Annotated in this window: 12 protein-coding genes; 7 read left to right on the plus strand and 5 right to left on the minus strand. The window is 71.4% G+C overall.

Features of this window, described 5'->3' with window-relative positions:
• Nucleotides 1–73: 73 nt before the first annotated feature.
• The gene (gene glp, locus ACFWUZ_RS05805) at nt 74–1,435 is read right to left on the minus strand and encodes a gephyrin-like molybdotransferase Glp (RefSeq protein ID WP_384367640.1); all 1,362 of its coding nucleotides are present in this window, start codon (nt 1,433–1,435) and stop codon (nt 74–76) included.
• Nucleotides 1,436–1,439: 4 nt separating this feature from the next.
• Nucleotides 1,440–2,342 carry a UTP--glucose-1-phosphate uridylyltransferase GalU gene (gene galU / locus ACFWUZ_RS05810; protein WP_384367642.1) on the minus strand — a complete coding sequence of 301 codons (903 nt, stop codon included), beginning with the start codon at nt 2,340–2,342 and terminating at the stop codon, nt 1,440–1,442.
• Nucleotides 2,343–2,437: 95 nt separating this feature from the next.
• On the opposite strand from galU, the gene ACFWUZ_RS05815 reads away from it, so the two are divergent.
• Entirely contained in the window at nt 2,438–3,052 is a 615-nt protein-coding gene (locus ACFWUZ_RS05815) for a 5-formyltetrahydrofolate cyclo-ligase (RefSeq protein ID WP_384367645.1), read from the plus strand.
• Here ACFWUZ_RS05815 and ACFWUZ_RS05820 read toward each other — a convergent pair.
• Nucleotides 3,047–5,887 carry a penicillin acylase family protein gene (locus ACFWUZ_RS05820; RefSeq protein WP_384367648.1) on the minus strand — a complete coding sequence of 947 codons (2,841 nt, stop codon included), beginning with the start codon at nt 5,885–5,887 and terminating at the stop codon, nt 3,047–3,049. The two genes, ACFWUZ_RS05815 and ACFWUZ_RS05820, sit on opposite strands and share 6 nt — an antisense overlap.
• Before the next feature lie 263 nt (nt 5,888–6,150).
• Here ACFWUZ_RS05820 and ACFWUZ_RS05825 point away from each other — a divergent pair, with 263 nt between their 5' ends.
• The 6 genes from ACFWUZ_RS05825 to ACFWUZ_RS05850 all read left to right on the plus strand — a co-directional run bounded on the left by ACFWUZ_RS05825 (nt 6,151) and on the right by ACFWUZ_RS05850 (nt 12,177).
• The gene (locus tag ACFWUZ_RS05825) at nt 6,151–7,629 is read left to right on the plus strand and encodes a potassium/proton antiporter (protein WP_384367651.1); all 1,479 of its coding nucleotides are present in this window, start codon (nt 6,151–6,153) and stop codon (nt 7,627–7,629) included.
• Nucleotides 7,630–8,030: 401 nt separating this feature from the next.
• A complete protein-coding gene (locus ACFWUZ_RS05830; protein WP_384367654.1) occupies nt 8,031–9,398 on the plus strand; it encodes an MFS transporter in 1,368 nt (455 codons plus the stop codon).
• 67 nt (nt 9,399–9,465) lie between these two features.
• Nucleotides 9,466–9,786, plus strand: a complete 321-nt coding sequence (locus ACFWUZ_RS05835; protein WP_384367657.1) for an FmdB family zinc ribbon protein — start codon at nt 9,466–9,468, stop codon at nt 9,784–9,786.
• Nucleotides 9,787–9,883: 97 nt separating this feature from the next.
• Nucleotides 9,884–10,717: an S-methyl-5'-thioadenosine phosphorylase gene (locus ACFWUZ_RS05840; protein ID WP_384367660.1), complete on the plus strand. Its 834-nt coding sequence runs from the start codon at nt 9,884–9,886 to the stop codon at nt 10,715–10,717.
• Nucleotides 10,718–11,022: 305 nt separating this feature from the next.
• Complete coding sequence (locus ACFWUZ_RS05845; RefSeq protein ID WP_384367663.1) at nt 11,023–11,553, plus strand: hypothetical protein; 531 nt, start codon at nt 11,023–11,025, stop codon at nt 11,551–11,553.
• 174 nt (nt 11,554–11,727) lie between these two features.
• Entirely contained in the window at nt 11,728–12,177 is a 450-nt protein-coding gene (locus ACFWUZ_RS05850) for an MscL family protein (protein WP_384368076.1), read from the plus strand.
• A gap of 37 nt (nt 12,178–12,214) precedes the next feature.
• Here the strand turns inward: ACFWUZ_RS05850 and ACFWUZ_RS05855 are convergent, their stop codons facing one another.
• The gene (locus ACFWUZ_RS05855) at nt 12,215–12,439 is read right to left on the minus strand and encodes a hypothetical protein (RefSeq protein WP_384367666.1); all 225 of its coding nucleotides are present in this window, start codon (nt 12,437–12,439) and stop codon (nt 12,215–12,217) included.
• Nucleotides 12,440–12,476: 37 nt separating this feature from the next.
• Complete coding sequence (locus tag ACFWUZ_RS05860; RefSeq protein WP_384367669.1) at nt 12,477–13,892, minus strand: NarK family nitrate/nitrite MFS transporter; 1,416 nt, start codon at nt 13,890–13,892, stop codon at nt 12,477–12,479.
• Between the last annotated feature and the right edge of the window lie 2 nt (nt 13,893–13,894).

Consider the following 13,894-nt stretch of genomic DNA (forward strand, 5'->3'; position numbering starts at 1 on the left):
ATCTGCGCGCCGCTTCCGTCCGGGCCCCCTGGGGGCCTGTGTGGTGCAACACGCTACCCGCACCGGCGGGACTTCAGCCGAGCAGGATCACTTCCAGCTCGGCCCCCGGCTCCGCCGAGGTGACGTCCTCCGGGACCACGATGAGGGAGTCGGCGTGGGCGAGTGCGGCGATCAGGTGCGAGCCCGATCCGCCGACCGGGCTGACCGTGCCGCTCTCCGCGTCGTACGCGCCGCGGAGGAACTGGCGGCGGCCGGCCGGGGAACCGAGCGCCTGGTCGGCCTTCAGGACCGCCCGTACGCTCGGCCGGCTGACCTCGGACTCCGGCAGGCCCATGAGCACCCGGATCGCGGGGCGCACGAACAGTTCGAAGGAGACGTACGAGGAGACCGGGTTGCCGGGCAGCGCCAGCAGCGGGGTGTGGTCGGGGCCGACGGAGCCGAAGCCCTGCGGCTTGCCGGGCTGCATGGCCAGCTTGCGGAAGTCGATCCCGCCGCCGTCGATGTCCCCGCCGTCCGCGGCTCCGGCGGACACCGAGGCCAGCGCCTCCTTGACCACGTCGTACGCGCCGACGCTGACCCCGCCGGTGGTGACCAGCAGGTCGGCCCGGATCAGCTGGTCCTCGATGGTCGCGCGCAGGGTGTCGGCGTCGTCGGCGACGGCGCCCACCCGGTAGGCGATGGCCCCGGCGTCCCGCGCGGCCGCGGCCAGGGCGAAGCTGTTGGAGTCGTAGATCGTCCCCGCGGCCAGCGCCTCGCCGGGCTGGACCAGCTCGCTGCCGGTGGACAGGACGACCACGCGCGGGCGGGGCCGCACCCGGACGGTGCCGCGCCCGATGGCGGCCAGCAGGGCGATCTGCGGCGGCCCGAGGACCGTCCCGGCCGCCAGGGCCAGGTCGCCGGCCTGTACGTCGCTGCCGCGTGCGCGGACGTGGGCCCGCGCCTCGGCGGCGCGGTGCACCCGGACCTCGCCGGCCGCGCCCTCGGGGGCCGCGCTGGCCGGGCTCATCCCGGAGGCGGCGCCGCCTCCGGTCCCGCCGTCGGTCCACTCGACCGGTACGACCGCTTCCGCACCGGGCGGCAGCGGGGCGCCGGTCATGATGCGCGCGGCCTGGCCGGGTCCCACGGTGGGCAGCTCCCCGCTGCCCGCCGCGACGTCCCCGATGACCGTCAGCACCGCGGGGAACTCCTCGCTCGCGCCCTGGACGTCGGCCGTGCGGACGGCGTAGCCGTCCATGGAGCTGTTGTCGAAGGGCGGCAGGGCGACGGGCACCGTGACGTCCTCGACCAGGACACAGCCCTGGGCGTCCAGCAGCTGGAGCTCGATGGGCTCCAGGGGCCGGACGGCGGAGAGGACGTCCGCGAGGTGCTCGTCCACCGACCACAGGCGCTGCTCGCCCTGGTGCCGGCCGGTGTCCTGCGGTGCGGAACTGCTCAAGGTGCTACATCTCCTCCGTGACGTAACGGTGAAGCCAGGTGCGGAACTCCGGGCCCAGGTCCTCACGCTCGCACGCGAGGCGGACGATGGCCCGCAGGTAGTCCCCGCGGTCACCGGTGTCGTAGCGGCGGCCCCGGAAGACCACGCCGTGCACCGGGCCGCCGACGCTCTCGTCCGCGGCCAGCTTCTGCAGGGCGTCGGTGAGCTGGATCTCCCCACCGCGGCCCGGCTCGGTCTCCCGCAGTATGTCGAAGATCGCGGGGTTGAGGACATAGCGTCCGATGACCGCGTAGTTGCTGGGGGCGTCCACCGCGTCCGGCTTCTCGACGAGTCCGGTGATCCGGACCACGTCCTCCTCGTCGGTGGGCTCCACGGCGGCGCAGCCGTAGAGGTGCACGCTGGCCGGGTCCACCTCCATCAGGGCGATGACGGTGCCGCCGGTGCGGGCGTAGATGTCGGCCATCTGGCGCAGCAGCGGGTCGCGCGGGTCGATGAGGTCGTCGCCGAGCAGGACGGCGAAGGGCTCGCGGCCCACGTGCGGCTCGGCGCAGAGCACGGCGTGGCCGAGGCCCCGGGGGTCGCCCTGGCGGACGTAGTGCATGGTGGCCAGGTCGCTGGATTCCTGGACCTTCTTGAGCCGGTCGTCGTCGCCCTTGGCGATGAGGGCGGACTCCAGCTCGTAGTTCCGGTCGAAGTGGTCTTCCAGGGCACGCTTGTTACGCCCAGTGATCATGAGAACGTCGTCCAGGCCGGCCCCCACGGCCTCCTCGACCACGTACTGGATGGCCGGCTTGTCCACGACAGGAAGCATTTCCTTCGGGGTCGCCTTGGTCGCCGGGAGGAAGCGAGTGCCGAGGCCCGCGGCCGGAATCACGGCCTTCTTGATCACGGGGTGCAACATAGTCATGCCCCGAACGATAGTGGGTCCTGCCGAACGCCAGACGAGATCGCAGTAGGTAAGTCCACTTATGTGACGATTTCATAAGGATATTTGAGCCCGCTGTGACCGAGAACCCGCATCCCGCTTCCGCCAAGGCCCGGCTGCGCCGGGAACTCCTCGCCGCGCGCCGGGCCTTGTCCCCCGAAACCTGTCGCGCGGCCGCCGCCGCCCTCGCCGTCTCGGCCCTCGCCCTGCCCGAACTGGCCGGGGCGCGCACGGTCGCGGCGTACGTCTCGGTCGGCACCGAGCCCGGCACCCGCGAGCTCCTCGACGCCCTGCGGGCGGCCGGCACGCGCGTGCTGCTGCCCCTGCTGCTGCCCGACAACGACCTCGACTGGGCCCTGTACGAGGGGCCGCGCAGCCTCGCCGAGGCCGCGCACCCGGGGAAGATGCGGCTGTGGGAGCCGACCGGGTCCGCGCTCGGGCCGGACGCGGTCGCCGGGGCGGACGCCGTCCTGCTGCCGGGGCTCGCGGTGGACGGACGCGGCATGCGGCTGGGGCGGGGCGGGGGCTCGTACGACCGGGTGCTGGAGCGGCTGGAGCGGGCCGGGAAGGATCCCGCGCTCGTCGTGCTCCTCTACGACGACGAGGTGGTCGCGCGGGTCCCGGAGGAACCGCACGACCACCCCGTCAGAGCGGTGGCCACCCCGTCGGGGGTGCTCCGCTTCGATTCATGAACCGTCCGGCTCGAGGGTCAGGGTGTCGACCGTCGCCTTGTCGACGGCCTCCTTGCCGAAGGGCCACTCCAGCAGCTCGCCCTTGGCCCACATCGTCGTCTGGTCCGTGTAATTGCCGTTGTAGGCGTGACCCGAGGCGCCCGTCAGGTTGATCCAGCGGGACTTGTCCAGGTCGTTGAGGTTGACGACCATGCGCATCGACGGCACCCAGGTGACCCCGTACCCGCCGGAGGCGTTCCAGCCGGTCGCGTTGACGGTGGCCTCGCCGCCGCCCAGGTTCCAGGGGCCCCGGTTGAGGAGCCACTGCATGTAGCCGGGGCCCTCGGTGCCGATCGTCTGGTTCTTCAGCGTCAGCTGGTGCAGACGGCCCCAGCTCCAGGTGGACTGGTCCTTGCCGAGCTTGGCGGTCAGCTCCCAGCGGGCGTCCTCCATGGCCCGCGCGAACAGCTCGTCGCGGGTGGTGGCGGCCGGCTTGTTGCGGACGGCGGGCGACTGCCACCAGGGCGACTTCTCGTCCTTGACCAGGCGGCGGACCACCTCGAACCAGCGGTCGCCGCCGTCCGGCTGCGCCGAGTCGGCGTCGCGGGTGCCGCATTCGCGGACCACCTCGGCCAGCTCGTCGGCCGGACCGCTGCTGTCGGCGGGGACGTTCACGCAGCTGCCCTCGATCCGCAGCTCCTTGGGCATCTTGTCGCCGAAGCCCAGCTTGAGGATGTTGCGCCAGACCGCGTTGAAGTAGGCCGCCGCCGCCGAGTCGGGCTCCTGGGTGTAGTTCCAGCCCTCCAGGAGCTTCTGGGCGGAGCGCACGTCCGGGTCGGAGACCTGGATCCTGGCCAGCATCGGGGTCAGCAGCGCGGCGATCTCGCTGCTGTTGTCCATCTGCATGGTGCGCATGTCGTCGGTCGAGATCTTGCCGCTGTCCTTGATCTTCGCCTCGATGAGGTCGTTGATCCGCTGGCTGCGGGCGCCGTAGCCCCAGTCGGTGGTCAGCGTGTACGGGTACTTGCCCGCGCCGGTCCCGGACTCCACGACGGCCTGGTTGGCGGTGACGATGTAGCCGCGGGACGGGTTGCTGTCCCAGGGCAGTTCGTTCTGCGGGATGTACTCGGTCGCGCCGTCCTTCCCGGTCTTCCAGGCGTACTTGGAGTCCCAGCCGGGCGCCGGCATGCGGCCGTCACCGGCGCCGCGGACCGGGATGCGGCCCGGGGCCTGGTACCCGATGTTGCCGCCGTTGGGGCCCTTGGCGTCGGCGTAGATCAGGTTCTGCGAGGGGACCTCGAAGTCGGCGGCGGCCTTGCGGAACTCGGTGAAGTCCTTGGCCTTGTTGAGCTTGAAGATCGCGTCCATCGACTTGCCCGGCTCCAGGGCCGTCCAGCGCAGGGCGACGGCGTAGCCGCTGCCGCGGTCGGGCGCGGAGCTGGCGACGGGGGCCCGGGCGCCGACCGAGGCCAGCTCGTCGCTGCGGTCGGAGACGAGCGGGCCGTTGTTGGTCATGCGGACGGTCATCTTCTTGCTGTCGCCGCCCGCGACCTTGATGACCTCTTCACGGGTGGTGAAGGGGAGCACCTTGTTGTCGTAGACGTAGCCCTCGGGCTTGACCTGCTCCAGGTAGAGGTCGGTGACGTCGGCGCCGAGGTTGGTCATGCCCCAGGCGATGTCGGTGTTGTGGCCGATGATCACGCCGGGGGTCCCGGAGAAGGTGTAGCCGGCCACGTCGTACTGGCACTGGGCCGAGGCCGCGCGGCAGTGCAGGCCCATCTGGTACCAGACCGAGGGCAGCTGCGGGGACAGGTGCGGGTCGTTCGCGAGCAGCGGCTTGCCGGTGGTCGTGTACTTGCCCGAGATCACCCAGGAGTTCGATCCGATGCCGCTGCCGTTGGGGCCGAGGATCGCGGGGATCTCGTCCAGGGTCTCGGCGAGGGAGCTCAGCTGGGTGCGCAGCCCGACGGCCGCGCCCTGGGCGGTGGCGTTGCCGGCGAGGCCGGTGGGGGTGCCGTTCGCACCGGGCTGGGCGCCCGGGACCGTGCCGGAACCGGTGCCGGTGCCGGTGCCGGTGCCCGTGCCGCCGGCGCCCTGGGGGGCGTACTTGCCGCCCTCGACCTTGCCGCCCTCGACGATCGGCTTGTTCCGGTCGAAGGGGTACGGCGGGTACAGCTCGTCGATCTGGGCCTGCGTGAGCTTGTTCGACATCAGTGCACGGTCGATCTCGTCCTGCATGTTGCCGCGCAGGTCCCAGGCCATCGCCTTGAGCCAGGCCACCGAGTCCACCGGCGACCACTCCTCGGGCCGGTAGCTGTCGCTGAGCTCGAGGGCGGCGTGCTCGACGGAGAGGTCCTTGCCGGACTTCCCCTTCAGGTACGCGTTGACCCCGTCGGCGTAGGCCTGGAGGTTCTTCTTCGTCTCGTCCGAGAGCTTCTTGTCGTACTCGGTCTGGGCGACCTGGCGCCAGCCCAGCGTGCGCAGGAAGGCGTCGGTCTCGACCTGGCCGGAGCCGAACATCTCCGAGAGCCGGCCGGAGGTCATGTGACGGCGTACGTCCATCTCCCAGAACCGGTCCTGGGCGTGCACGAAGCCCTGGGCGCGGAAGAGGTCCGCGTCGGAGTCGGCGTAGAGCTGGGGGATGCCGTGGGCATCGCGTTTGACGTCGACGGTCCCGGTCAGGCCCGGCACCTTGAGGGAGCCGGTCGTCTGGGGGAACGAGGCGCGCACGCCGTCCACGCCCCAGTACGCCCCGTAGCCGAGGCCCGCGAAGAGCGCCAGGACCAGAACGAGCACGATCAGACGGGCGCGTCGTCCCTTCTTCTTGACGGGAGGAGCGGATTCGTTGGCGGGCATCGCTGTCCTTAGAGGGGCAGGGTGGTCCTGGCAGTGCTGGGAGCAACCATAGGCGCAGGACCCGAGTCGTTGATCCGCCAGGGGTGGAGCTGACGAGGACAGGGCCGAACAGGCGTTTCACAATGTGACTACCGCGTCAAGAAAGCGTCAAAGATTAGGTAAGGTAACGAAGTACTTGCCGAACCGCGCCGACGGAGGAACGATCCGCCCCGGCGCTTGGAGGAAAGGGCCGCCCGCTGACTGTCCACACGCTCAATGAGCTCATGCTGGTCTGCTCGCTCGTGCTGCTCGTCGCGGTAGCGGCGGTACGCGTCTCCTCGCGCAGCGGTCTTCCCAGCCTGCTCATCTACCTCGGCATAGGCATCGCGATAGGCCAGGACGGCATCGGCAACGTCGTGTTCGACAACGCCGAGCTGACCCAGGTGATCGGCTATGCCGCACTCGTCGTGATCCTCGCCGAGGGTGGTCTGGGCACCAAGTGGAAAGAGATCAGACCCGCACTGCCGGCCGCGGTCATGCTGTCGCTGGTGGGCGTCGCGATCAGCGTGGGCGTGACGGCGGCGGGCGCGCACTACCTGGTCGGCCTCGAATGGCGCCAGGCCCTGCTGATCGGCGCGGTCGTCTCCTCGACCGACGCGGCGGCCGTCTTCTCCGTCCTGCGCAAGGTGCCGCTGCCCTCCCGGATCACCGGCGTGCTGGAGGCCGAGTCCGGCTTCAACGACGCCCCCGTCGTGATCCTCGTCGTGGCCTTCGCCACCGTCGGCCCGGTGGACGACTGGTACGTCCTGCTCGGCAAGATCGCGCTGGAGCTGGCGATCGGCGCCGCCATCGGCCTGACCGTGGGCTTCCTGGGTGCGTACGGTCTGCGGCACGTGGCCCTGCCCGCGTCGGGCCTCTATCCCATCGCCGTGATGGCGATCGCGATCACGGCGTACGCGGCCGGCGCCATGGCGCACGGCTCCGGCTTCCTCGCGGTGTACCTGGCGGCCATGGTGCTCGGGAACGCGAAGCTCCCGCACTGGCCGGCCACCCGCGGTTTCGCGGACGGGCTCGGCTGGATCGCCCAGATCGGCATGTTCGTCCTGCTCGGCCTGCTGGTCACCCCGCACGAGCTGGTCCACGACTTCTGGCCCGCGGTGGTCATCGGGCTGGTGCTCACGATGGTGGCGCGGCCGCTGGAGGTCTTCGTCAGCCTGCTGCCCTTCCGGGTCCCCTGGCGGGAGCAGGCCCTGATGTCATGGGCCGGCCTGCGCGGCGCGGTGCCCATCATCCTGGCGACCATCCCGATGGTGTCCGGGATCGAGGGCAGCGACCGCGTCTTCAACATCGTCTTCGTGCTGGTCGTCGTCTACACCCTGGTGCAGGGGCCGACCCTGCCCTGGCTGGCGCGCAAGCTGCAGCTCGGGGACTCCCAGGAGGGCGCCTCCGACCTCGGCATCGAGTCGGCTCCGCTGGAGAAGCTCCGCGGCCACCTGCTGTCCTTCGCCATCCCGCCGGCCTCGCGGATGCACGGCGTCGAGGTCAGCGAGCTGCGGCTGCCGTCCGGGGCCTCGGTCACGCTGGTCGTCCGGGACGGGAAGAGCTTCGTACCCCTGCCCTCGACCGTACTGCGGCGCGGCGACGAGCTGCTGGTGGTGGCCACGGACCCGGTACGGGACGCTGCGGAGGCGCGGCTGCGGGCGGTGGCCCGGGGCGGCAAGCTGGCGGGCTGGCTCGGCACGGGGAACGGCTCCGCACGGTAGGCGCGGGCGGGTTCCGAGGGGCGCACCCGCATTAGAGCGGCGTTCTAATTCGGCCATTTTCGGTGGATTTTGACCCGATATAGCCCGATTTTGCAGGCCCTGTCAGGCGAAGCTCCCGTTAATCGCAGGTGCAGACATGACTTGTCGGCGCAATCACAGGGCGTGCTAGCGGCTTCCCCTGTATGATTAAGGCACAAACAGATCGAACCAACTCTGCCTGACGCAGAGCTGGCGCGACCGCAAAGCGGCCGTGGCACCACCCCGCAGTGGGCGCCCAGGTATCACTCGGTTCTGCGCAAGAGGACAGCTCTCGGGGCTCCCATGTACGGGTGCGGCCGCTCACAAGGCGGCGCACCGCCCGCAGACGGGGAAGCTCTACCAGGCAGCGGAAAGGCCAGGCCGTGACATCCGCGGTCACGACCGACAACTCCGCCCGCCCCGGCTACGGCCAGCTCCTGCGCACGCCCGGTGCCCTCGGCTTCGTACTCCCCGGCTTCGCCGCCCGGCTCCCCTTCGGCATGCTGACCATCAGCATCCTGCTCCTGGTCCAGCACACCACCGGCTCCTACGGCAGCGCCGGCATCGTCGCCGCCGTCACCGGCATCTCCATGGCGCTGTCCGCGCCCCTGATGGGCATCTTCACCGACCGGCTCGGCCAGAGCGCCGTCCTGCTGCCCGTCGTCCTCACGCACGCCGCCGCCGTCAGCGGCCTGGCCGCGCTCGCCCTGCTGGGCGCGCCGGTCTGGGCGCTGGCACTGGCCGCCGTACCCGCCGGCGCCTCGGTGCCGCAGGTCGGACCGATGGTCCGGGCGCGCTGGGCCGCCAAGCTGGAGGGCTCGCCGCTGCTGTCCACCGCCGCGGCCTTCGAGTCCGTCACCGACGAGTTCACCTTCGTCGTCGGCCCCGTCCTGGCGACCGCCCTGTGCACCGGCGTCCACCCGGCGGCCGGCCTGGTCACCGAGGCCACGCTGACGCTGCTCGGCGGACTGCTCTTCGCGGCCCGGCGGGCCACCCAGCCCAAGACGCACGCCCCGTCGGCCACCGGTGAGAAGCGCGCGTTCGCGCTGTCCTTCCCGGGCCTGCGCGTCCTGGTCTTCGCCTTCCTCGGGATCGGCGCCGTCTTCGGCGGCATGCAGGTCTCGCTCGCCGCCTTCTCCGACGAGATCGGCAACCCCGGGGCCAACGGCCTGCTCTACGGCGTCTTCGCCGCGGGCAACATGATCGCCGGCATCGCCATGGGCGCCGTCGCCTGGAAGATCGGCCCGCGCCGCCGGCTGATCCTGGGCTACATCGGCCTCACCGCCGCCGCGTCCGTCCTGTGGGCCGCCCACTCGGTGATCCTGCTGGGCGCCGTCGGCCTGGTCGTCGGCCTGTGCATCGCCCCGGCGCTGATCACCGGCTACACGATGGTCGAGCAGCTGGTGCCCGCCGCCGCCCGGACCGAGGCCTTCACCTGGCTGACCGGTTCGATCGCCTTCGGGCAGGCCGTCGCCGTCATCCTGGCCGGCCGCCTGACGGACGCGCACGGGTCCTCGTACGGCTTCCTGGTGCCCATGGCGGCCACCGCGCTCGCGCTGGCCACCCTGCTGGCGCTGCGGTCGAAGCTGGCACCGAGGAGCCCGAGCCGGATCGTCGGTGCGTCGGGACAGGACCGTACGGACACCTCGCAGACCGCCCCGGGGAACGCTCCTCGGACCGCCCCGCAGACGTCCCCGAACCGGGTGAACGAGCGTGGTCTGGGTCACCGCGTGCCGGTGACGGTGGACTGATCGGCCGGAATACGTCACCATGGAACGTCGTTAGCACTCATTGAGTCAGAGTGCCAGGAGGAAATTCGTGCCGACCTACCAGTACCAGTGCACCGAGTGCGGTGAGGGCCTTGAGGCCGTGCAGAAGTTCACCGATGACGCACTGACCGTGTGTCCGAACTGCGAAGGACGCCTGAAGAAGGTGTTCTCCGCCGTGGGCATCGTCTTCAAGGGTTCCGGTTTCTACCGGAACGACAGCCGCGGTGCTTCGTCGAGCAGCGCGCCTGCCTCGAAGCCGTCGTCCTCGACGACCTCGACCGCTGCCGCCGCGCCCGCCGCGTCGTCCTCGGCGTCCTCGTCCTCCTCCACCGCGTCGAGCACGAGCAGCAGCTCCACCTCGGCGGCCTGACCGCTCCACCGGCTTCACGTTCCACGGTTCTTCCGCGCGGCCCCGCCCGCCCCTCCCGGGCAGCGGGGCCTTCCGCATGCCCGGTTAGGGTGGCGGAATGGCGAACGCAGAGATCGGTGTCATCGGCGGCTCGGGCTTCTACTCCTTCCTGGAGGACGTCTCCGAGATCCGGGTCGAGACGCCGTACGGACCCCCGAGCGACTCCCTGTACCTGGGCGAGCTGGCCGGCCGCCAGGTGGCCTTCCTGCCCCGGCACGGGCGCGGCCACACCGTCCCGCCGCACAAGATCAATTACCGGGCCAACCTGTGGGCCCTGCGCTCGGTCGGCGTCCGCCAGGTGCTCGGCCCCTGCGCGGTCGGCGGCCTGCGGGCCGAGTACGGCCCGGGCACGCTCCTCGTCCCCGACCAGCTGGTCGACCGTACGAAGACCCGGGCGCAGACCTATTTCGACGGGGAGCCGCTGCCCGACGGGAGCGTCCCGAACGTCGTGCACACCACCTTCGCCGACCCGTACTGCCCGGTGGGGCGCTCGGTCGCCCTGGCGGCGGCCCGGGGGCGGCAGTGGGAGCCGGTCGACGGCGGGACCATGGTCGTCGTCGAGGGGCCGCGCTTCTCGACGCGCGCCGAGTCGCGGTGGCATGCCGCAGCGGGGTGGTCGGTGGTCGGCATGACGGGCCACCCGGAGGCGGCCCTCGCCCGTGAGCTGGGGCTCTGCTACACCTCGATGGCGCTGGTGACGGACCTGGACGCCGGGGCGGAGACCGGCGAGGGCGTGTCCCACACGGAGGTCCTGAAGGTGTTCGGCGAGAACGTCGGCCGCCTGCGCGAGGTGCTCTTCGACGCCGTGGCGGCGCTGCCGCCGACGGAGTCCCGCGCCTGCCTGTGCACCCATGCGCACGACGGGTGGGACCTGGGGATCGAGCTGCCGTAGCGGCTCTCCCCCACCCCGTGCGGGTGACGGGGTTTTCCCCAGGCGGGGAACCGTCCACAGGCTCGGGCGGGGGCGGGCGGGAGGGCGGATCGTGAGGGGTGTCCGGGCGCTGGGTCCGGGCACGGCACTCATCCGGTTCGGCGGTGTTCCTCATGTCCCGTACCCCTGCCCCCTGTTCCGCGTCCCCGGCCCCTGGCCGGGCTTCCTCCCCGGCTTCCTTCCCGGCTCCGGGCCGGGCTTCCTCCTGGGCTCCTTCCCAGGCTGTTCCCGGGGTTGCCTCCCGGGCCCCTGCCCCCGGCCGTCCCGTGACGCCGGCGGATCCGGCGGGCCGGCCCGCGTTCCCCGCGGCCCCGGCCTGTTCCCCGTGCGCGCCCGCCCGGCCCGTCCCGCCGTTCCCGCCGCTGCGCGTGGGGCGGGGCGCGGGGCGGCTGCGCCGGGCCGTGCGGCGCCGCCGGCGGGCGGTCTCGGCCGGGCTGGCCGTCGCGGCGGCGGCGCTCGCGGTGGGCGGGACGCAGGCGCAGGCCTCGCGGGGCGCCGCGCCGCCCGCGGTGGCCCCGCCCCCCGCGGCGGTCCGGACGGTGTCCGCGCCGGTGCGCATCGCGGACGCGGGGACGGTGCGGCTGCTGCGGCCCGGTGACCGGGTGGACGTGGTCGCGGCGGAGCGCGCCGGGCCGCCCCGGCTGGTCGCCTCGCGGGCCGAGGTCACCTCGATCCCCGCGGCGGAGCAGGGGGTCGGGGACGGCGGGGCGCTGGTGGTGCTGTCCGTGGACCGGGACACCGCCCGGGATCTCGTCGGGGCGGGCGCCGTGACGCGGCTGGCGGTGACGTTGTGCTGATTCGTACGGACGACCGGTCACGTCGCCTTCGGGTGGGCTCCGATTGGACACGCCGCGCCCGGACTGCCGTAACTTTCGGAACCGTTGGCTCCGTGTTCGGCACATACGAAGAAAGGCTCAGTGGTGAGCGAGAAGAAGAAGGAGAGCGTCCTGGCGGGCTTCAAGGCCTTCCTGATGCGCGGCAACGTGGTCGACCTTGCGGTCGCCGTCGTCATCGGCGCGGCGTTCACGAACATCGTGAACTCCATCGTCAAGGGGATCATCGGACCGCTGGTGGGCGCCATCGGGACGAAGAACCTCGACGTCTACAAGTCGTGCATCAAGAACCCGTGCGGCATCGACGCGACCGGGCAGCCGACGGGTGTGGAGATCCTCTGGGGCTCGGTGCTGAACGCGGCCCTCACCTTCGTGATCACCGCGGCGGTCGTGTACTTCCTGATGGTGCTGCCGATGGCGAAGTACCTCGCCAAGGTGGAGGCCCGCCGCAAGGCCAGGGAAGGCGTCCAGGAGACCATGGAGATCACCGAGCTGGAGGTCCTCAAGGAGATCCGGGACACCCTGGTGGCCCAGCGGGGCGCCCAGGGCGTCGGCGCCGGTCCGGCGGGGCCCCGCGACGGGTTCTAGGGGCGGTCCGGGCCGTGCCGGGCGTCGCCCCGGACGGTCAGATGTGGTGCGGAGGCTTCTCGTCGAGGAAGCGGGCCAGGTCGGCCGCGCTACCGCCGGCGGGCGGCCGCTCGCCCCAGCCCCGGTCGGTGTCGTCCGAGGACTGCTGGTCCAGCGGGTCGTCGAAGACCAGCCGGGGCCTGGGCCGGGACTGCCCGGTCCCGTGCGCGGGGCGGTCGCCGCTCGGCGCGGGCTGCGGGTCGGAGGCGGGGGCGGTGCTCATGCCTCCAGGGTACGGCCGCCCCCGCCCGGGGCCCGGCTCAGCTGGGGGCTTCGGCGCCCTTGCGGGCGTAGAACCACCAGCACACCACCAGGCAGGTGGCGTAGAAGCCGATGAACATCCACAGGGCATGGGTGACCGCGATGGCGGCGAACATCGCCGGGATGAAGAAGAAGCCGTAGGCGGCGATGGCCGAGGAGAAGCCGGTGACGGCGCCCGCCTCCATCTCCGACTGCTTCAGGGCCGCGGTCTGTGCCTCGGGGCCCTGCCCCTCGGCGGCCCGCATGTGCTGGTCGCGGAAGATCACCGGGATCTGCCGGAAGGTCGAGCCGTTGCCGAGGCCGGAGAAGGCGAAGGCCACCAGGAAACCGAGGAAGAAGGCCCAGAAGTTGCCCTGGTCGCCGGAGTGCGGCAGCGCGAAGATCACCACCACCAGGGAGGCCGCCATGCCGACGAAGGACAGCATGGTGACCCTGGCTCCGCCCATCTTGTCCGAGAGCCAGCCGCCGGCCCAGCGCATGAGCGCACCGACGAACGGCCCGAGCCAGGCATAGGTGGTGGCCTGGTAGCCCTGCACCTCGAAGTTGTTCTTGATCAGCAGGGGCAGGCCCGCGGCGAAGCCGATGAAGGAGCCGAAGGTGCCGACGTAGAGCCAGGTCATCAGCCAGTTGTGCTTGCGCTTGAAGGTGATCTTCTGCTGGCTGAAGGGGGCCGCGGCCACCTTCAGGTCGTTCATCAGGAACCAGGCCAGCAGCGCCATGACGGCCAGCAGGGGCACCCACAGGAAGGCGCCGTTCTGCAGCCAGATGTCGGTGTTCTCCTTGGCGTCGTGCTGCGGACCGCCCGCCGGGGCTCCCAGCACGGCGGCGGTGACCACCAGCGGGGCGACCAGCTGGACCACGCTCACACCGAGGTTGCCGAGGCCGCCGTTGAGCCCGTTGGCACTGCCCTTCTCCCGTTTGGGGAAGAAGCCGATGTTGGCCATCGAGGAGGCGAAGTTGGCGCCGCCGATGCCGCAGACGGCCGCGATCAGAACCAGCTCCCAGTACGGGGAGCCCGTGTCCTGGAGCGCGAAGCCGAGCCACAGCATGGGCACGATCAGGATGAGCGTGCTGAAGGCGGTGAACTTCCGCTCGCCGAAGATGGGTCCGATGAAGGTGTAGAGGATCCGGAAGGTGCCGCCGGTGATACCGGGGATGGCCGTCAGCCAGAACAGCTGCGACTTGGAGAAGGCGAAACCGACGTCGTTCAGCTTCACCACGGTGACCGACCAGACCTGCCAGACCACGAAGCCGAGCATCAGCGCGGGGATCGAGACCCAGAGGTTGCGCTGGGCGACCCGGCGGCCCGTGGACTGCCAGAAGTCGTCGTCCTCTGGCCGCCATTCGCCGATGGTGGTGCCCGGCTTGTACGTCTCGGCTCGGTGCGAGGGCACCCTGCGCGTGGGTATCGACATGG

Origin of the sequence: Streptomyces sp. NPDC058646 (genome assembly GCF_042716875.1) — a bacterium.
Taxonomy (GTDB): Bacteria; Actinomycetota; Actinomycetes; order Streptomycetales; family Streptomycetaceae; genus Streptomyces.

What these genes read in the sequence shown, in the direction of transcription:
- galU (WP_384367642.1), bottom strand. Translation starts at nt 2,342, where the DNA reads ATGACTATGTTGCACCCCGTGATCAAGAAGGCCGTGATTCCGGCCGCG.
- ACFWUZ_RS05820 (WP_384367648.1), bottom strand. Translation starts at nt 5,887, where the DNA reads ATGCCCGCCAACGAATCCGCTCCTCCCGTCAAGAAGAAGGGACGACGC.
- ACFWUZ_RS05825 (WP_384367651.1), top strand. Translation starts at nt 6,151, where the DNA reads ATGCTGGTCTGCTCGCTCGTGCTGCTCGTCGCGGTAGCGGCGGTACGC.
- ACFWUZ_RS05840 (WP_384367660.1), top strand. Translation starts at nt 9,884, where the DNA reads ATGGCGAACGCAGAGATCGGTGTCATCGGCGGCTCGGGCTTCTACTCC.
- ACFWUZ_RS05850 (WP_384368076.1), top strand. Translation starts at nt 11,728, where the DNA reads ATGCGCGGCAACGTGGTCGACCTTGCGGTCGCCGTCGTCATCGGCGCG.
- ACFWUZ_RS05855 (WP_384367666.1), bottom strand. Translation starts at nt 12,439, where the DNA reads ATGAGCACCGCCCCCGCCTCCGACCCGCAGCCCGCGCCGAGCGGCGAC.
- ACFWUZ_RS05860 (WP_384367669.1), bottom strand. Translation starts at nt 13,892, where the DNA reads ATGTCGATACCCACGCGCAGGGTGCCCTCGCACCGAGCCGAGACGTAC.